The 18,647-nt window shown below is 52.6% G+C and carries 16 protein-coding genes; 6 read left to right on the top strand and 10 right to left on the bottom strand.

All coding sequences use genetic code 11. The features are described 5' to 3' along the window. Positions 1–291 precede the first annotated feature (291 nt). The 5 genes from argR (at position 292) to J0X00_RS13695 (ending at position 6,029) form a co-directional block, all read left to right on the top strand. Complete coding sequence (gene argR / locus J0X00_RS13715; RefSeq protein WP_136487590.1) at positions 292–765, top strand: transcriptional regulator ArgR; 474 nt, start codon at positions 292–294, stop codon at positions 763–765. Between the two features lie 384 nt (positions 766–1,149). Beyond that, positions 1,150–2,118, top strand: coding sequence for a TAXI family TRAP transporter solute-binding subunit (locus J0X00_RS13710; RefSeq protein WP_136487591.1), 969 nt, complete (start codon positions 1,150–1,152; stop codon positions 2,116–2,118). 229 nt (positions 2,119–2,347) lie between these two features. Next, positions 2,348–4,927, top strand: a complete 2,580-nt coding sequence (locus J0X00_RS13705; protein ID WP_282478266.1) for a TRAP transporter permease — start codon at positions 2,348–2,350, stop codon at positions 4,925–4,927. A gap of 118 nt (positions 4,928–5,045) precedes the next feature. After that, a complete protein-coding gene (locus J0X00_RS13700) occupies positions 5,046–5,483 on the top strand; it encodes a universal stress protein (protein WP_136487593.1) in 438 nt (145 codons plus the stop codon). A gap of 162 nt (positions 5,484–5,645) precedes the next feature. Then, positions 5,646–6,029, top strand: a complete 384-nt coding sequence (locus tag J0X00_RS13695; protein ID WP_218562405.1) for a DUF2061 domain-containing protein — start codon at positions 5,646–5,648, stop codon at positions 6,027–6,029. Positions 6,030–6,162: 133 nt separating this feature from the next. On the opposite strand, the gene J0X00_RS13690 is transcribed toward J0X00_RS13695, so the two are convergent. Further along, positions 6,163–6,963 (bottom strand): hypothetical protein, encoded by an 801-nt coding sequence (locus J0X00_RS13690; protein ID WP_282478265.1) that lies wholly within the window; start codon positions 6,961–6,963, stop codon positions 6,163–6,165. A 114-nt stretch (positions 6,964–7,077) separates the two neighbouring features. After that, positions 7,078–7,500 carry a ribonuclease E inhibitor RraB gene (gene rraB / locus J0X00_RS13685; protein WP_136487596.1) on the bottom strand — a complete coding sequence of 141 codons (423 nt, stop codon included), beginning with the start codon at positions 7,498–7,500 and terminating at the stop codon, positions 7,078–7,080. 14 nt (positions 7,501–7,514) lie between these two features. Here rraB and J0X00_RS13680 point away from each other — a divergent pair, with 14 nt between their 5' ends. Beyond that, positions 7,515–7,697 carry a hypothetical protein gene (locus tag J0X00_RS13680; RefSeq protein WP_136487597.1) on the top strand — a complete coding sequence of 61 codons (183 nt, stop codon included), beginning with the start codon at positions 7,515–7,517 and terminating at the stop codon, positions 7,695–7,697. A 96-nt stretch (positions 7,698–7,793) separates the two neighbouring features. On the opposite strand, the gene tldD is transcribed toward J0X00_RS13680, so the two are convergent. The 8 genes from tldD to J0X00_RS13640 are packed head-to-tail and all read right to left on the bottom strand — an operon-like array spanning position 7,794 to position 18,602. Beyond that, positions 7,794–9,239, bottom strand: coding sequence for a metalloprotease TldD (gene tldD, locus J0X00_RS13675; protein WP_136487598.1), 1,446 nt, complete (start codon positions 9,237–9,239; stop codon positions 7,794–7,796). 2 nt (positions 9,240–9,241) lie between these two features. Continuing rightward, on the bottom strand, positions 9,242–10,069 hold the full coding sequence (locus J0X00_RS13670; RefSeq protein WP_136487599.1) for a carbon-nitrogen hydrolase family protein: 828 nt from the start codon (positions 10,067–10,069) through the stop codon (positions 9,242–9,244). 11 nt (positions 10,070–10,080) lie between these two features. Then, the gene (locus tag J0X00_RS13665) at positions 10,081–14,022 is read right to left on the bottom strand and encodes a YhdP family protein (RefSeq protein ID WP_282478264.1); all 3,942 of its coding nucleotides are present in this window, start codon (positions 14,020–14,022) and stop codon (positions 10,081–10,083) included. An 11-nt stretch (positions 14,023–14,033) separates the two neighbouring features. Continuing rightward, entirely contained in the window at positions 14,034–15,503 is a 1,470-nt protein-coding gene (gene rng, locus J0X00_RS13660; protein ID WP_136487601.1) for a ribonuclease G, read from the bottom strand. Between the two features lie 22 nt (positions 15,504–15,525). Then, a complete protein-coding gene (locus J0X00_RS13655; protein WP_136487602.1) occupies positions 15,526–16,116 on the bottom strand; it encodes a Maf family protein in 591 nt (196 codons plus the stop codon). A 7-nt stretch (positions 16,117–16,123) separates the two neighbouring features. Beyond that, on the bottom strand, positions 16,124–16,612 hold the full coding sequence (gene mreD / locus J0X00_RS13650) for a rod shape-determining protein MreD (protein WP_136487603.1): 489 nt from the start codon (positions 16,610–16,612) through the stop codon (positions 16,124–16,126). Further along, complete coding sequence (mreC, locus tag J0X00_RS13645) at positions 16,602–17,504, bottom strand: rod shape-determining protein MreC (RefSeq protein WP_282478263.1); 903 nt, start codon at positions 17,502–17,504, stop codon at positions 16,602–16,604. Before mreC ends, mreD begins: the two co-directional genes overlap by 11 nt. Before the next feature lie 54 nt (positions 17,505–17,558). Beyond that, positions 17,559–18,602 (bottom strand): rod shape-determining protein, encoded by a 1,044-nt coding sequence (locus J0X00_RS13640; RefSeq protein ID WP_020332232.1) that lies wholly within the window; start codon positions 18,600–18,602, stop codon positions 17,559–17,561. Positions 18,603–18,647 lie beyond the last annotated feature (45 nt).

The following is an 18,647-nucleotide window of genomic DNA, read 5'->3' as shown; positions in this document are numbered from 1 at the left end:
GATTACAATCAATTAACGTCAGCTTTGCGACCTTGCGCAACTCCGCTCGTAGCGGCCTTTGGCAAGGGGCGCGATTATGAAATGATTTGTGTTGGATGACAAAGATTTAAGTGCTTAACTGAACTAACCTTATCTATTTTACAGTGACCTTTTAGACAGTTTTAGGTGATAATTTGGCACGACTCCCCGACCTATGGGAAAATACTTTGAGGGGCCGTATCTCTTTCGCGCCAGTAAAACCGCGCAAGAGATACCGCTCTTCATCATCATTTCGCAAACAGTAGAAGAACAATGCGCCATACAGATAACAAACAAGACAATCTCGTCCGTGCTTTCAAAGCGTTGTTGAAAGAAGAACGCTTTGGATCTCAAGGTGATATTGTCGACGCTCTCAAAAATGAAGGCTTCGACAACATTAACCAGTCAAAAGTATCACGCATGCTGACTAAGTTCGGCGCGGTTCGTACCCGCAATGCGAAAATGGAAATGGTTTACTGTCTGCCAGCCGAACTGGGTGTGCCGACCGTGTCCAGCTCGCTGCGTGAACTGGTCCTCGATATCGACCACAACAATGCCCTGGTTGTCATTCATACCGGTCCGGGCGCCGCGCAGTTGATCGCACGTCTGCTCGATTCTCTGGGCAAATCGGAAGGCATCCTCGGTGTGGTGGCCGGTGACGATACCATTTTCATTACCCCGACCTTAAGCATCAGCACCAAGCAACTGTTCACGTCCGTATGTGAACTTTTTGAGTATGCGGGCTAAGCTTTGCTATCGGCTGCAGTAACCTGGTTTTACTGAGTCAATTACCAACAAAGCGTATTAAAAACAGCCAGATGGAGTCACTCAGCCTAGCTTTAGTGTGACTCCACTCTCAAGTTAACCAAGGGTTAACATCTGGAACAAAATCTAATTAACTGATTGATTTTCATCCCTTTCATGCCTAAAAATCACGCGACTAAGTGTGAATTAAACCAGTCTGTTTTCCTACATATTGAGACAATCCTATAATTATCTTTCAATTTTTTGCTATTATTCAGCGACTTTTTTAACTTGTCGGTTGAAAAAGCCATCGTTTCTCGATGAAGAAACGCCCAAAGCAACTACACTTGGTTTGGGGCAAAATAGTAAAAGAAGGAAGGGAAATTCATGGCATTGAATAAAATAATTAAGGTCGGTGCAATTGCTGCCGCAATATTGGGCGCAGGCGCTGTTAACGCACAGGAATTCATCACAATTGGTACAGGTTCAGTAACTGGTGTTTACTATCCTACCGGTGGTGCTATCTGTAAGCTGATTAACAAAGACCGCAAGGAACACAATATCCGCTGCTCTGTAGAATCGACTGGCGGTTCTATTTACAACGTCAACACCATTCGTTCCGGCGAACTGGATTTCGGTATCGTTCAGTCTGACTGGCAATACCACGGTTACAACGGTACCAGCGAGTTTAAAGACCAAGGCCCGTACAAGAAACTGCGCGCAGTGTTCTCTCTGCATACCGAACCTTTCAACATCATCGCTCGCTCAGATTCAGGCATCAACAACGTGAAGGATCTGGCCGGTAAGCGCGTCAACATCGGTAACCCGGGTTCTGGTGACCGCGCCACCATGCAGGTTGTGATGGATGCATTTGGCTGGACCAATGATTCATTCAAACTGGCTTCAGAACTGAAAGGCTCCGAGCGTTCACAAGCTCTGTGTGACAACAAGATTGACGCCTTCATCTACATGGTTGGCCACCCGAACGGTTCAATCAAAGAAGCAACCACTTCTTGTGATGCAAAACTGGTTCCTGCTACCGGTCCTGAAATCGAGAAAATTGTTGCTGACAACCCGTACTACGCTTACAGCACAGTACCGGCTGGCATGTACCGCGGTACTGACACTGACGTGAAAAGCTTCGGTGTGGCAGCCACACTAGTGACCAGCGCTGATGTATCAGACGATGTGGCTTATAACGTGGCCAAAGCGGTGTTCGAGAACTTCGACACCTTTACCCGTCTGCACCCTGCTTTCGCTAACCTGAAAAAAGAAGACATGGTCAAAGCAGGTATCTCTATCCCACTTCACCCAGGTGCAGTGAAATACTACAAAGAAGTTGGTCTGCTTAAATAATTAAGCCGGCTGACTGATGCCCCGCTAACATCAGCAGACCTACGTCTGCTGATGATGACAATATCAAGCCCGATCTTTATCGGGCTTTTAACAGTAGTGTTTTTAGTCACTACCGTGTGTTTAGTAACAACCATGTGTTTAGTAACAACCGTGTGTTTAGCTTTTCGTTTGCTTTGAAAGGCTGCCTTTCCATGTTTACCAAGACCATCAAATAATAAGGATAACATCCATGACGCAGACAACGACGCCGTCGCAAGATGTGCAAGAGATGGTTGCACAGGCTAATACCGGAGCAAGGAATCCAAAAGGGATCCCAGGCCGAATTCTGTGGTTTGTACCACTGTGCTGGTCACTGTTCCAGCTGTGGTACGCCTCCCCGCTGCCATTCATTTTTGATTTTGGCGTACTCAATGATACCCAGGCTCGCGCCATCCATTTAAGCTTCGCTATTTTCCTCGCCTTCACCGCCTATCCGGCGCTGAAGAGCTCTTCCCGTGAGCGTATTCCGGCGGTCGACTGGATTCTGGCTCTGGCGGGCAGCTTTTCCGCGGCCTACATTTATCTGTTTTACCAAGAGCTGGCCGGCCGTTCAGGCGCACCAACCACGCTCGATGTGGTGGTCGCCGGCATTGGGATGCTGTTACTGCTCGAAGCGACACGGCGCGCGCTCGGTCCGCCGCTGATGGCGGTAGCCGGTGTTTTCCTGCTGTATACCTTTGCCGGTCCTTACATGCCGGACGTGATTGCTCACAAAGGTGCCAGTCTGAATAAAGCCATGTCGCACCTGTGGCTGACCACAGAGGGTGTCTTCGGTGTGGCACTCGGCGTATCAACCTCGTTTGTATTCCTGTTTGTGCTGTTCGGCGCGATGCTGGAACGCGCAGGTGCCGGCGCTTACTTTATTAAAGTCGCCTTCTCGATGCTCGGTCACATGCGTGGCGGTCCGGCCAAAGCGGCAGTGGTTGCCTCCGGTTTGTCCGGCCTGGTATCCGGCTCTTCGATTGCTAACGTGGTGACCACAGGTACCTTCACCATTCCGCTGATGAAGCGGGTCGGTTTCCCGGGCACTAAAGCGGGGGCAGTGGAAGTTGCCGCATCAACCAACGGTCAGCTGACACCGCCGATTATGGGCGCAGCCGCGTTCCTGATGGTGGAATATGTCGGTATCTCCTATGTGGAAGTCATTCGTGCCGCCTTGCTGCCAGCACTTATTTCCTACATTGCATTGATTTATATCGTGCACCTTGAAGCGTGTAAGGCCGGTATGCAAGGTCTGCCACGCCGCCACAACCCGACCCTGCTGCAAAGCCTGGCGTCATTTATCGGCACCATTCTTGCCCTGTGTGTCATCAGTGCCGTGGTGTATTACGGCATTGGCTGGACCAAAGATGTGTTTGGCGCCGCCGCCACTCCAATGGTTACCATCGCATTGCTGATCGTCTACGTCCTGCTGGTACGCGTGTCAGCCAAGTACGCCGATCAAGCCGGTATGAATCTCGATGAGGAACTGACTGAAATCCCGGACACCGGGCCAACGGTCAAATCCGGCCTGCACTTCCTGCTGCCGATTGTAGTTCTGGTCTGGTGTCTGACCGTTGAGCGTTTCTCGCCGGGTCTGTCTGCATTCTGGGCCACGGTGTTTATGGTGTTCATTCTGCTGACCCAGCGCCCGCTGATGGCAATCTTCAATCAGACCGGAGATCTGTCCGGCAAGCTGAAAGAAGGCGTAACGGATCTGCTGGAAAGCCTGGTTGCCGGTGCGCGCAACATGATCGGTATCGGTGTAGCGACTGCAGCAGCAGGTACGGTTGTTGGCGTAGTGACTCTGACCGGTATCGGCCTGGTGATGACTGACTTTGTCGAGTTCATCTCTGGTGGCAGCGTGATCATGATGCTGATCTTTACTGCGGTGATCAGCCTGATCTTAGGTATGGGCCTACCAACCACAGCCAACTACATTGTGGTATCCACCCTGATGGCCCCGGTGATTGTCACCCTGGGCGCGCAGCACGGCCTGATCATTCCGCTGATTGCCGTACACCTGTTCGTGTTCTACTTCGGTATTCTGGCCGATGATACACCACCGGTCGGTCTGGCCGCGTTTGCTGCGGCAGCGATTGCCAAGTCAGACCCGATACGGACCGGTATCCAGGGCTTTACCTACGATATCCGTACTGCCATTCTGCCGTTTATGTTTGTGTTCAACACCCAGCTTCTGTTGATGGGGATTGATACCTGGTGGCACCTCGCGCTGACGGTGATATCGTCGATTATCGCCATGCTGCTGTTCTCGGCGGCCACTCAGGGCTGGTGGTTTACCAAGACCAAATGGTGGGAAATCGTCGCCCTGCTGGTGCTGACGTTCACCTTCTTCCGTCCGGGATTCTGGTGGGATATGGTTTATCCGGCGCAGAAACTGTATCCGGGTACTCAGCTTGAGCAGGTGGTCGAACAGACTCCGGTCGGCCAGTCGGTGGCGATGATTGTGGCTGGTGACACGCTCGACGGTGATCATGTCTCGAAAACCGTATTGCTGCCGTTTGATGATCGTGCCCAGGGTGCGGATGAGCGCATTGCTTCAATGGGACTGATGCTGAAACCGGAAAACAATCGTATGCTGATTGATATGGTGGAATTCGGCAGTCCGGCAGAAGCGGCCGGTATCGACTTTGACTGGGAGATCCGTTCGATTGTGGTCGACAGTGATCGTCCGATGAAAGAGTGGGTATTTCTGCCAGCGCTGTTGCTGACCCTGTTACTGGGCTGGAACCAGAAACGCCGTGCGGCGCGCGAGCAGAATATTGCCTGATGCGATTGATCAGATGCCCTGCCTGGCAGGGCATCTGTGATCAGGCCCCCGGCAGCCAAATCCTGCTCAGATATACTGGGTAGTATGAAGGCCCTACCCTACACAGAGATTACGCATCATGTATAAACATATCCTTGTACCGGTTGATTTAAACGAAAAAGGCTTTGGTGATAAAGCCCTGCAACAGGCAATCTGGCATGCCAAACAAGCCAATGCCACCCTGCATCTGCTTAACGTGTTACCCGGCATCCATATGTCGATGGTCGCGACCTACTTTCCGAAAGATGCGGCCGCCAAAATGAAGCAGGATGTGCGTCAACAGCTGACTGCATTTGCCGAGCAACAGATTGGTGATGCCGTGCCTTATCAGTTGCATGTTGCTGAAGGCAAACCGTATTCGACCATCCTCGACTACGCCAAACAACTGCATGCTGATCTGATTGTCATGCCAAGCCACAAGCGCTCGAAACTTGATAAAGTCATGCTCGGTTCAGTGGCCAGTAAAGTCGTGGAGCTTTCACCGGTTCATGTACTGGTGGTCAAACCCCAGGCTTAACTCTGCTTTGCCCGCAGCGGCCATCTTAGTGATAGAAAAAGACGCTCAATGCGTCTTTTTTATTCGGTAAAACCTATCAAATAAATCGTTCAAACCTATTTTTGTTTTTGCGAATAATTATCAATAATACTCGCATCAAACAGATACAGGGTTGGACCGATCATGAAAAAGACACTCAGCTTTGCCGCTATTCACTTCACCATTGCGTTTAGCGTCGCCTACATTCTGACCGGGGATGTCATCATCGGCAGCCTGATCGCCATGCTGGAACCTATGGTCAATACCGTGGCTTTTTACTTTCATGATCAAGCCTGGAACCGTTACGCTCAACGCAGCGGTAAGACGGTCAATGCGCGCATCAAAACCGCGACCTTTGCACTCATTCACTTCAGTGTCGCCTTTAATGTCGCCTATCTGCTGACGGGGAGCTGGTTAGTCGGCGGGATCATGGCGCTGATTGAACCCAGCATTAATACCTGTGCTTACTATCTGCATGAGAAAAACTGGCAAAGTAAACACACCACTTCGTGGGGATGTGCTCACTAAGTATAAAGAATCAGTCATGCCAGCGCCGCTCTGCTGAAAATAGAAATCCCGCCTGCCTGCGGGATTTGTTGACCTCTGTCGGAGCTTAAAGCGCAGTGACCTCGGCTCAGAGCGGAATGACGCCACCGATAGCTCATAACGGGAAATGGCTGACGCACAGATCCTGATTTAACCCGAGCTGGAACGCCAGTATCTGCCCGTCCAGCTCAATCCGGACATCATAACGGGCTTGGTTTTCCGGCCGCTGCGGATCAAAGTATTGCGGAGCCTCAATCTGGAACAGTGCGCTGGCACGGCTGCTGCGTACATCAATCGGCAGCTGATAAGTCATGCTGCCAAACTTAACCGTCGCCGCAATCAGTCCGGGTGAATAGGTCTGAAAGAACAACTCCACCAGCACTTCACAACCACCGCCATGGTGCCAGATCTGCTCGGTCGCAACATGCTCAAGCCGCACATGGCGGATACACTGCAAAAACGGCGCACGCCAGATGCCGATCCGGCTGTCATAAGGTTTGGCCTGCTCAGCCGATAAGGCACACAGCTGGGCCGGCTCTTCATCAAGCAGCCACTCTTCCTCCTGTTCAAGGAACAGGATTTCAAACCGGTTACGGCCCGGATTCAACCAAGGTCGAATATCTTTACGATACACAGTCTGCAAGCCATCGCAGTCAAACAGGGCAACTCCGTTGAGACGCACTTCAGCATGATAGTCGATCCCCTCCAGCACCAGATCAATCGCCGCAAAGCTGAGCAGAGTGTCGTCGATCTCGATGTCATGCATCAGATGCCATTCCTGCTCAGCAATGCTCTGTTCAGACAGCTCATCAGGCAACACGGCGCTGAGCGGCGCCGGAAAGGTAATGTCATTCTGGGGAATGGATAAATCGGTCAGAGGAGAGAGCTGCCAGAGGCCGGCAAGAGAAAGCTGCATGAGATCCGCCGTTAGATAATAATCAGTTAAGGGCTTGAAGCACGATTTACTTCATTCAAACATGCAGGGTAAAAAAATACCAGCCAAGTGGCTGGTATTTGTAACGATTATTATTTATGCGTCGTCGTCTTCATCTTCTTCGTCGTCACCGTACAACGCATCTTCACCCTCATAGTAGGTGCCCCAGCCGTCGTAAATGACGTCGTATTTTTCCGCCAGGTTGACCAGCTTCTCGACCTGCGCATCAATGCTGTCTGCATTCAGTGCAGACTGCATGGTCGCATCGAAACACAACAGCTTGTTGCCGTCTTCATCTTCGGTTTCTTCCGCTTCAAGCACTTCGAAACCCATCTTGAACGCTTCGACTGCCGCTTTCTCTAGCGTGTCAAAATCTTCGGCAAAGAAGTGGTGTTCGATCTCGTACTCAGCTTCTGGATCACTGCCGTCCTCAAGGAGTGCCTGAATGATATCGCGAGTCTCTTCCTTTTGGATCTCGAGTAACTCTTCAACTGACAGATATTCATCTTCATGAGACATAAGTGTGCTCCAGAATGGTTAAATTAGGTCAAATTTCAGTGCGACGAAATATGGCACGGATCGTCAGTAATTACCACCCACAAAACGATCCGGATCCGATCTTTCTGCCGCTGTTGGTTGATAAATATGCCAAAACCACCTCACGCCAGCAAGCCGCCAAAACAAAGCCGCATCACTGCGGCTTGGTTATGATATGAGCTGACGAATTAGCTATGAACTGATATTAGTTATGCACCGATATTCGTTATAAAGCGGTATTACTTATAAAACGGCATTAGTGATGAACCGATTCTCTACTCGGTACCACCCACGGTCAACGCATCCAGCTTCAGCGTTGGCTGACCAACACCGACCGGCACGCTCTGGCCGGCTTTACCGCACACGCCGACCCCGCGGTCGATACTCAGATCGTTACCGACCATAGAAACTTGCTGCATCGCTTCAATCCCGGAACCGATTAAGGTGGCGCCTTTGATCGGATGAGTCACTTTACCGTTTTCAATCATGTAAGCTTCAGAAGCTGAGAACACAAACTTACCGGAGGTGATGTCAACCTGACCGCCACCGAAGTTCGGTGCGTAGATACCTTTCTTCACTGTCGAGATGATCTCTTCCGGCGTATGCTGACCAGGCAGCATGTAGGTGTTGGTCATACGCGGCATTGGCAGATGGGCATAAGACTCACGGCGGCCGTTACCGGTCGGTGCCACCCCCATCAGGCGCGCATTGTGCTTGTCCTGCATGTAGCCTTTCAGAACACCTTTTTCGATCAGCACATTGTACTGACCGTTCACACCTTCATCATCAACGTTGAGTGAGCCGCGCAGATCTTTCAGCGTGCCGTCATCGACGATGGTACACAGATCAGAGGTGACTTTCTGGCCAATCTTGCCGGAGAAGACCGACGATTCTTTGCGGTTGAAGTCGCCTTCCAGACCATGACCTACTGCTTCGTGCAGCAGTACGCCCGGCCAGCCAGAGCCCAGTACCACCGGCATAGTACCGGCCGGGGCCGCGACCGCTTCCAGGTTAACCAGCGCCTGACGAATCGCTTCGTCAGCAAAAGAGTACGCCATCTGCTGACCATTTTCTTCCGAGAGGAAAAAGTCGTAATTGAAACGGCCACCGCCGCCTGAGCTGCCGCGTTCACGGCGATCGCCTTTTTGCGCCAGAACACTGATCGACAGACGCACCAGCGGACGGATATCACCGGCATAAGTACCATCGGTCGCTGCGACCAGGATCTGCTCATGCACACCACTTAGGCTGATAGAGACTTCCTGAATCAGCGGCTCTTTGGTGCGGATGTAAGCATCCAGCTGTTTGAGCAGTTCGGTTTTCTGCTGTTTCTCCCAGCACTCCAGCGGGTTAACCGCAGCGTAGTAACTCTGGTTACTGCTGCGTTGAAAAGCCTGGACTTTGCCATTCTGGCCTTGCTGGGCAATGCCGCGCGCTGCGATAGCGCTCTGTTTCAGCCCGTCGAGCTGGATTTGGTCAGAGTAGGCAAAACCGGTTTTCTCGCCGGTAATCGCACGCACACCGACACCACAGTCAATGTTGAATGAACCGTCCTTGATGATGCTGTCTTCGAGCACCAGTGACTCATGCCAGCTGGACTGAAAGTAGATGTCAGCATAATCAATTTCACGAGTGGCGATGGTCGCCAAAGTGTCAGCGATATCCTGCTCTGTCAGCCCGGCGGGGGTTAATAGTGCTTCTTCAATACGGGTAATACTCATAGCTAACTCTTTATCTCTTTAAATTGATTATCAAAGCGCGTGTGCTCAATGATAGGCATGGTACGTCTTAGCCTGTCCAGTTGGTCCAGTTCAATATCAGCCACCAGATTGGCAGGGCTTTGTCCCAGCGAAGCCACTACTTCACCCCAAGGGTTGATGATCATGGAGTGGCCCCAGGTTTCACGTCCGCACGGATGGTGACCGCCCTGACCGACCGCGATCACCCAGCACTGGGTCTCGATTGCGCGGGCACGCAGCAACACTTCCCAGTGCGCGCGTCCGGTTACCGCGGTAAACGCGGCAGGTACCAGCAGAATCTGAGCCCCGAGGCGGCGCAGCTCTGCGTATAAATTAGGAAAACGAACGTCATAACAGATAGACAGCCCAAGCTGTCCGAACGGTGTCGGTACGACCACCACTTGGTTACCCGGGGTAAAGGTTTCCGACTCCCGATAACGCTGATGGCCATCGGCAACATCCACATCAAACATATGCAGCTTATCATAATGTGCCACTGCTGCGCCCTGCGGATTAAATAAAATCGATGTGGTTGTCACGCCCTCAGCTCTGGCGATCGGCATACTGCCTACCAGTAACCATAGCTGATTGTCGCGCGCAATGCGGGATAGCTCAGCCTGCATCGGCCCCTGGCCGAACGCTTCAGCATGACTGTGGTAGTCTTCGCGATTGCCCAGTACCACCGCGTTTTCCGGTGTCACCACCCATTCCGCACCCTGACCGGCCAGCACTTGTGCCTGCCTGGCGATGTAGGCCAGATTCTGTTCTACATCCGGACCTGAGGTCATCTGAATTAATCCGACACGTTGCATGTTCTCACTCCCTATTCTGCTAACTTTCTCAGCTTTTCCGGTAACTTGAACTCACCGCGGGTACGCGAGAGCTCTTTGACCGTCGGCGCATCCAGTGGCCCTTTCACTTCATAGTTGACCTGGGTAAAGATCTCGACCACAGGTGAAATCAGCGTATTAACGGCCAGCACATACAGCGCGGTGGCCGGCGTGACCGCAAATGCGCTCAAAACCGGAATACCGGAGGTCAGATCCGGCACAAAATTCACTTCCGCATCAACCGTTCGGGTGTTGAGATCCGCCAGACCTTTAATGGTCATCTCGCCCGCCACCGCATCCATTTTGATGTTATTGGTAACAAACACCCCCTGGGAAATTTCGCCGTTACCGGTGATCGAGTTAAATACCATGCCGTCATCAAACACGTCACTGAAATCAAGCTGCATTTTACGAATGATCGAATCGAGGCTGAACAGCCCCAGCAAGCGGGCCGCGCCGCTGACGTTCGAGATCACGCCTTTGCCGAGCTCAGTCTCCAGCTTGCCCTGCAGAGTGTTGACCTTCATTGACCAAGGCGCCCCGTCCCACTGCAGCTGGCTGGTCATATCAAACGGCGCTTTCTGAATACCGGAGCTGATACCGAAACGCTCCATCAGATCGCTGTTATTGTCACCTTTCATGGCCAGATTCATCGTGGTATGGCTGCGGTCATTGTGCAGCGTCCAGCCACCGTTGATGTGCACTTCATTGGTACCGCTGGTCAGATCAATCTGTTTCCAGTTCAGGGTATTGTGCTGGCGCTCCATCGCCATCGCCAGCTTACCGACTTTATAGCCCTGCAACCAGAAGTCACTGATATCCAACTTAAGATCCGGCATCAGCGCGTGGAACTGACGATCAAAATCAGAAATCAAGGGGGCATCCTGTTTCTCGATATCGACCAGCGGCGCTTTCCCATCCTGCTCATCGAGCTGCGGAATATAGAGATGCAGACGCTGTAAGTTAACACTGAGCTTGTCCGGCAGTTGATAATCCGCCACACCCTGCGCTTCCTGACTGTCGATCGTCATCTGCCACAACTGATCTTTCTGACGCGCATTAAAAACCACATCATGCCAGTCCAGATCCGCCACATGCAGCTCTTTGACTCGCACGTCGACCCGCTGCGGGGTCGGGATCTGCGGGGTATTCACAGTCGCCAAAGCTGAGGTTGACTTGCTTTGTGGCTCAGGCTGCAGCAGAGAAATCCACTGGTCGAGATCTAACTTGTCAGTACGGATCTGCGCATCATGCCCGACCACGGGGCTGATGCGAAAACTGCCCTGGCCGACCACCAGATTGGTGGCGGTCAGGACCGGAACGGACTTGGTAATGTCGATTTCAGCCTGGTACTTGGCATTCGGCACCTGAACCCGGGCACTGATCGACTGCTGGTTACCGGAGGCTTGCAGCAATGCCGTCCCCTTGCTATTAACCGGCTTATTGAGCGGATACGGATAACGGCTCGCCACCCGGTTCAGATTAGCACGTGCATCAATCTGATAGGTAAAGCCGACATCGTTAAGCTGAATATCGACGCCCATCTGCCACGGCGCATGGCCCTGGAGAGGATTGAGCCAGCGCGCGCCGACATACGGCGCGAGCGGTTTCAGTTCCCAGTCACCGACCAGATCGATATTAACCGCATAGCCCTGCGCGGCACTTTCGCCCCGAAAATCAAACGAAATCGGCTGCTCAAGCAGCGAAGCCGACAAACCGGCGGCGGTCACCACATCATTGTCAAACTCAATCCGGCCGCTGACCGCTTCCAGCGTCATCGGCGGCGCATCAATCTCGACATGGTTTTTATCCAGGTCCACCCAGCCCCAGGCACGCGGCTCCTGCTTGGAGCTAAACGGAATATTGAGCTGGAATTCAGACGTCACATCACCGCTGACCTGAATCGCAGTCAGTGCCGCCCCCACCGAGTCGACCAGCGGCGTCGCGGTCATGTAATCACGCACCGTATTGCCCTGCGCCACTGCGCTGGCTTCAATTTCAATATGTCCGTCCGATTCAAGATGCGGAATACGGCCGGTAATACGCTGCGCTTTGACCTCTTTCAGTGTTGCGGCATGTGAGTCAAGGTACATGGCATCATTTTCAAACAGCAGATCAAGCTGCATATCGGTAATCGCCGGCCAGGCGGTATCAAAACTAAAGGTCGCCTGTTTGAGACCAACCCAGGCCTGGAACATGCCGTTGTGATTCGAATAAGGGAAATCGCCCAGCTCACCGTACCACAGCAGCTTGGCAGTATTGACTTTACCGCCCTGAATCGCGGTTGAGAGATAGTCGGTCAGCTCATGACCCAGCGCCAGGGTCGGCAGATAACGCCAGGTCTCGCCGGCATTATGCAGATCGGCTTCGGCGTAAAAGGACAGAAACGGACTTTTATCCTCAGGAAAATCGAGCCGGAACGCGCCCAGCACCTGCAGATCCGGGGTCGCCGCGGTGACTTTATCCGCCCACAGCGACCAGCCGCTGTCATCGCGCTGCCACACCATATCGACCTGACCCTGGCGAATATTGAGCGGCGCCTGGAACACCTCACCATACGGCAGCACATCATCAATCAGACTGGCGTGAATCACCGCCTTATCCGGCGTTCCGCTCACTTTAGCCTGCAGATTATGCACTTCCGGCAGCAGTTCCCACTGCTTGATACCAATATCTTGCAACGTGGCCGAATAGCGCAGTGACTCAGGCGTCACACCTTGCTGCACACGCAGGTTTTCCACCAGACCGCTCGGACTGAGCTCATCAAGTAACTGATTGGTTTGCTGGGATTCCGGCACCAGACGGGCCAAGGGCAGCAGGGCCGCAATATCCAGTTGGGAGGCGTTGAGGCGCCACTGCTGCGGCTGCCAGTCCAGGGCGAAGTCGAGCTCCGGCCACGGCGTATCGTCAGTACGAGCTTTTAGTGAGTGCGCACTTACTTTCCAGCCATCTTTATGCGGAGAAAGGACCAGAATACCCGATTCAAGCAGCAGCTCATGGCGCTGCGAATCTGTGGCTTGTTCACTGCCGGATGACAACTCGGCATCCTGCTCAGCTTCTGACTCGGCAGGAGCCTGCTGCCAGATAAGCTCAGACGGTTTTAAGGCGACATAGCCATCGACCGGCTGATTGTTTTCCAGTGTCATCCAGCCGTCGAAGCTGACCACACCGCGCTGAATCCCGGTCGCATCTTTCAGATAACGGGTCAGCCACGGCAGGACGCGCAGCTTATCGGCACTGACATAGAAATCACCGGAAATGTCACTCAAAGAGCCGTGATCGCGAAAGTCAGCACTCACTTTGAGCGAGTTGATTTCCGCATCGGCCAGGCTGACTACCCCTTCGGCCAGATGGCGCTGGCCCTGGTTTTTCCAGTGCAGCTTATCAATATCGAGCTGGCGCATATCGCCGGCCAGACTTTGATACTGAATGGTGGAGTTCTGCAAAGAAAAGTCATCTAACTGACGTAAGAAAAGATCATCCAGGCGGCGTAATACCCGCCCCTGAGCGCCGGGCAGCGCCTCGTCGCCGGAAGACGGGTTCAGCTGGTTGAGATCAACCGAACGGATATCAAGCCTGAGCTGATGGATAACCAGATTAGCGACCACCGGCTCTTGCTGTAGCAGCGAGTCAAACAGATCAAACTCGACATCAATCCGGTCGGTGTTAAATTGAATCTGACTGCCGTCAGGGAAACGGGCCTGAACGCCCTGCAGGGCCAGCGACGGGTGGGTATTGCGCCAGAAGCCACGTACATCCGAGATTTCAAACTGAATGTGGCTCTGCGCGCTGACCCAGCCCTGGATCTCATCCTTAAAGCGATTCATTTCCGGCAACAGAACACGCAGCGCCGTGATGGCAATTGCCAGCAGCACCAACAAACTGACCAGCAGCCAGGTTACGATCCGCCCAAGGCGAGTTAACATTGAGATCACTCGCTGTCCTATTACATCATTACGACATCAAATTGCTCTTGCACATACAAAGGTTCAGCCTGAATACGTACTTCCTTCCCGATGAAGACTTCCAGCTCCGCCAGAGAGTGTGATTCGTCGTCGTGCAGCGTTTCTGCCACCGCCGGTGACGCATAGACCACAAACTGATCCGCATCGTAGGCCCGGTTAACCCGGGTAATTTCACGCAGGATCTCGAAACACACGGTATCAACGGTCTTCACGCTGCCACGCCCTTCACAAGTTGGACAAGTGGAACACAGCACATGTTCAATACTTTCGCGCGTCCGTTTACGGGTCATTTCTACCAGACCAAGGTGGGTAAAGCCGTTAATGTTGGTTTTCACCCGGTCTTTGCTCAGCGCTGCATCAAGTGAAGTAAGTACCCGCTTACGGTGTTCTTCGGATATCATGTCGATAAAGTCGATAATGATAATACCGCCCAGGTTACGCAAACGTAGCTGGCGCGCAATCGCCTGAGTGGCTTCAATATTGGTGTTGAAAATCGTCTCTTCCAGATTACGACGCCCGACAAACGCACCGGTGTTGATATCGATGGTGGTCATGGCTTCGGTCTGATCGATGATCAGGTAACCGCCGGACTTCAGTTCGACTTTACGCTCCAGGGAACGCTGAATCTCGTTCTCGGTGTCGTACATATCGAAAATGGGCTGATCGCCTTCGTACAACTCAAGCTTATCGGTCAGCTCAGGCACAAATTCCGAGGTGAACTCAAGCAGATTTTCATATTCCTGCCGTGAATCGACCATAATTTTGGTCAGGTCAGTACCGACGAAATCACGCAGAATGCGCTGTGCCAGGCCCAGTTCGCCATACAGGGTCGAACGACTCTTGTATTTAGCCCGGCGCTCCATCACTTTACCCCACAGACGCTTAAGGAAAGCGGCATCCTGGGACAGCTCTTTCTCTTTCGCCGCTTCGGCAGCGGTACGGATAATAAAGCCACCGTGCTCATCGCAATATTGCGAGACCACATTTTTCAGACGATCACGTTCAGATTCGCTTTCAATCCGCTGCGAGACACCGACATGGCTGGCACCCGGCATGTAGACCAGGTAACGGGAAGGAAGAGTGATATCTGTGGTCAGACGCGCGCCCTTAGTGCCAAGCGGATCTTTCACCACCTGCACCACGATATCCTGGCCCTGACGCACCAGTTCCGAAATATCACGCACCTGGAATTGCTGTTTCTCGTTCTCGGCCACGCATTCAGTGTGCGGAACGATATCAGAAGCATGCAAAAACGCCGCTTTGTCTAAGCCGATATCAACAAACGCAGCCTGCATACCAGGCAGAACCCGGCTCACTTTGCCTTTGTAGATATTGCCAACAATGCCCCGCTTTGCTTCACGTTCAATGTGGATTTCCTGAAGGACACCGCCTTCAATCATCGCCACCCGCGTTTCACTCGGTGTGACGTTTAAGAGCAACTCTGCACTCATGAGCGCACCTCAATGTTTTAAATTATAAGAATTCGCGCAAGAGCTGGTCAGTTTCGTAGAGTGGTAGCCCGACGACGGCGTAGTAGCTGCCTTCTAATCTTGTTACAAATCGTCCACCCAATCCCTGAATGCCATAACTGCCAGCTTTATCGCAAGGTTCACCGCTTTGCCAGTACTGTTCGATTTCTTGTTCGGTCAGAGCTTTAAACCAGACGTCTGTGGTCACCACGACAGAGCGATGCTGCTGTGCTGTAGCCACCGTTACCGCGGTCATCACCTGATGGCGATTGGCCTGCAGATGCAGCAGCATGCGGCGGGAGTCCGCAAAATCGTGCGGTTTTTCCAGCACCAGTCCGTCCTGCACCACTATGGTGTCGGAGCCAATCACGACCATATCATGACTTGCTACCGTATGATTGCTGGCGGCTGCCAGGGCTAAGCCAGCCAGCGCTTTATCACGGGATAAACGTGCTACATACTGCCGCGCACTTTCATCCGCTTGCTGCGCTTCTTCGACATTGGGGACCAGGACATCAAACTGATAACCCAACTGAGCTAACAATTCGCGCCGTCTTGGCGAGCCGGAAGCTAAGATCAGTTTTTTATCGCTCATCGCGTTATCACTTAATATGCCAATGACGTCGAACCCGACGCAGTAATAAGAACATCCACGGCCAGAGTATACAGCTAATTAAGCCACTCCAGAGTGACAATGGATTAAATGTCACGTCCTGGATCAAATATTCGCCAAAGAAAATCAGGATTTCCAGCACCATAGAAAGCACGGCAATCACCATTGCCTGCTGCCACAGTGCCATATTACGCAACACCAGGAAGTTGAGTGCGACCAGGTAAACCACGATCGACATCATCATGCCGCGAATACCCAGCGTCGAGCCGAGCAGTAAATCCCACAGTAAACCCAGTATCAGTGCGCTACCGACGTTGACCCGGTGCGGCAGCGCCAGCACCCAGTAACAGGTCACCAGCAGCAACCAGGACGGGCGCAGCAGATCGAGCGCACCTGGCCAGGGAATGGTTTGCAACACCAGAGCAAAAAAGAATGAGGCCCAGATAACAACACGGCCTGCCCAATCATTACTGGCCATTATTATTGCCCTCTGCATTGCTGCCAACTGTTGTCGGTTGCATATCAACGTTAATCACTTGCTGCTGGCGGTCTTCATTCGGCCAGATCAATAGCAGGTAGCGTAAGCGGTCAAAATCGACCACCGGCGTTGCTTTAATCGCCGCAAATTCACGCCGGGTATCTTTATCGACCTGGGCAACGTAAGCCACCGGATAACCTTCCGGATAAACTCCGCCCAACCCCGATGTCACCAGCATATCGCCGACTTCAATATCGGTACTGGTGGCAATGTGCTCAAGCTGAATCTCATCGCTCTGGCCGTTCCCGGACGCGATGACACGGATATCATTACGGATATTCTGCACCGGAATGGCATTGTTGGGGTCAATCAGCAGCAATACGCGGCTGTTATGCGCCGCAACAAAGGTCACCTGACCGACAATCCCTTTTTCATTGATGACCGGCTGGCCTTCGTAAACGCCATCCACGCGGCCTTTATCAATCACCACCTGATGACGATACGGTGAGGTATCGACCGCCATCACTTCCGTCACGACTTTTTTCTCATCTCGCACAAAAGTAGAGCCAAGCAGTTTACGCAGGCGCTGGTTTTCTTCGCGGTATTGGTCAAGCAGGATCAGATCGCTTTTCAGCGTCAACACGTCCTGTTTCAGCGTGCGATTCGATTCCATCAGTTGCTGACGGGTGTTAAAACGCTCGTAGAATCCATCAAACATACTGCGCGGCAGGTCGGCAGCATATTGAATAGGCGCAACTAAACTGTTGAGCAAAAAACGTACATGTGTGAATGTACCTAAACGACTATCAGCCAGCATAAGGCTGGCTGATATAATGACCGCGAAAAACAGACGCAACTGAAGGGAAGGCCCACGGCCAAATATTGGCTTCATCTTAAACCATCCTAAAGTTGAATTCGGGCACTCCGCAGAGTGCCAGACAAGCCATTATTCATCGCTGAACAGATCGCCACCATGCATATCTATCATTTCAAGAGCTTTACCGCCACCACGCGCCACACAAGTCAGCGGGTCTTCAGCGATAACAACTGGGATGCCGGTCTCTTCTGTCAGCAGACGATCCAGATCTTTCAGCAGTGCGCCGCCGCCGGTCAGAACCATGCCGTTCTCGGAAATATCAGACGCCAGCTCTGGCGGACACTGTTCCAGCGCCACCATCACCGCCGAAACGATACCGGTCAGCGGCTCTTGCAGCGCTTCCAGGATTTCATTCGAGTTCAGGGTAAAGCTGCGTGGCACACCTTCGGCCAGGTTACGTCCGCGTACTTCAATTTCCTGAACTTCATCGCCCGGATAAGCGGAACCGATCTCGTGTTTGATCTTCTCGGCCGTCGCTTCACCGATCAGGCTGCCGTAGTTACGGCGCACGTAGTTGATGATCGCTTCATCAAAACGGTCACCACCGATACGCACTGATGATGAGTACACCACACCGTTCAGAGAGATAACCGCCACTTCAGTGGTACCACCACCGATATCGACCACCATAGAACCGGTCGGCTCAGACACACGCAGGCCCGCACCGATCGCCGCCGCCATCGGCTCATCAATCAGATACACTTCACGTGCACCGGCACCCAGCGCCGATTCACGGATTGCACGACGCTCAACCTGGGTTGAACCACATGGCACACAAACCAGCACGCGCGGGCTAGGTTTCAGAATACTGTTGTCATGCACGCTGCGGATAAAGTGCTGCAGCATTTTCTCTGTCACGTAGAAGTCAGCAATCACGCCGTCTTTCATCGGACGAATAGCGGAAATATTGCCCGGCGTACGGCCTAGCATCTGCTTAGCTGCGTGACCCACAGCCGCAACAGTTTTGCCACCACGACCTTTATCCTGGCGAATGGCAACGACGGAAGGCTCGTCTAGAACGATACCCTGTCCTTTAACATAAATAAGTGTGTTGGCTGTACCTAAATCGATCGATAGGTCATTTGAAAACATGCCACGAAGTTTTTTGAACATAATCTTCGTTCGTCCTGCAAGAAATGAAGAGAAAAATTGCACTAA

Source organism: Vibrio sp. ABG19 (genome assembly GCF_029962385.1).
GTDB classification, from domain to species: Bacteria; Pseudomonadota; Gammaproteobacteria; order Enterobacterales; family Vibrionaceae; genus Vibrio; species Vibrio ostreae.
Note: the sequence above shows the minus strand (reverse complement) of the source record. Positions and strands in the feature narration are given on the sequence as shown.

Coding starts and splice junctions, on each gene's coding strand:
- rraB (WP_136487596.1), bottom strand. CDS start 7,500: ATGTCTCATGAAGATGAATATCTGTCAGTTGAAGAGTTACTCGAGATC.
- mreD (WP_136487603.1), bottom strand. CDS start 16,612: ATGGCCAGTAATGATTGGGCAGGCCGTGTTGTTATCTGGGCCTCATTC.
- J0X00_RS13700 (WP_136487593.1), top strand. CDS start 5,046: ATGTATAAACATATCCTTGTACCGGTTGATTTAAACGAAAAAGGCTTT.
- argR (WP_136487590.1), top strand. CDS start 292: ATGCGCCATACAGATAACAAACAAGACAATCTCGTCCGTGCTTTCAAA.
- J0X00_RS13670 (WP_136487599.1), bottom strand. CDS start 10,069: ATGCAACGTGTCGGATTAATTCAGATGACCTCAGGTCCGGATGTAGAA.
- J0X00_RS13680 (WP_136487597.1), top strand. CDS start 7,515: ATGGTTAAATTAGGTCAAATTTCAGTGCGACGAAATATGGCACGGATC.
- J0X00_RS13640 (WP_020332232.1), bottom strand. CDS start 18,602: ATGTTCAAAAAACTTCGTGGCATGTTTTCAAATGACCTATCGATCGAT.
- J0X00_RS13655 (WP_136487602.1), bottom strand. CDS start 16,116: ATGAGCGATAAAAAACTGATCTTAGCTTCCGGCTCGCCAAGACGGCGC.
- rng (WP_136487601.1), bottom strand. CDS start 15,503: ATGAGTGCAGAGTTGCTCTTAAACGTCACACCGAGTGAAACGCGGGTG.
- mreC (WP_282478263.1), bottom strand. CDS start 17,504: ATGAAGCCAATATTTGGCCGTGGGCCTTCCCTTCAGTTGCGTCTGTTT.
- J0X00_RS13690 (WP_282478265.1), bottom strand. CDS start 6,963: ATGCAGCTTTCTCTTGCCGGCCTCTGGCAGCTCTCTCCTCTGACCGAT.
- tldD (WP_136487598.1), bottom strand. CDS start 9,239: ATGAGTATTACCCGTATTGAAGAAGCACTATTAACCCCCGCCGGGCTG.
- J0X00_RS13710 (WP_136487591.1), top strand. CDS start 1,150: ATGGCATTGAATAAAATAATTAAGGTCGGTGCAATTGCTGCCGCAATA.
- J0X00_RS13695 (WP_218562405.1), top strand. CDS start 5,646: ATGAAAAAGACACTCAGCTTTGCCGCTATTCACTTCACCATTGCGTTT.
- J0X00_RS13705 (WP_282478266.1), top strand. CDS start 2,348: ATGACGCAGACAACGACGCCGTCGCAAGATGTGCAAGAGATGGTTGCA.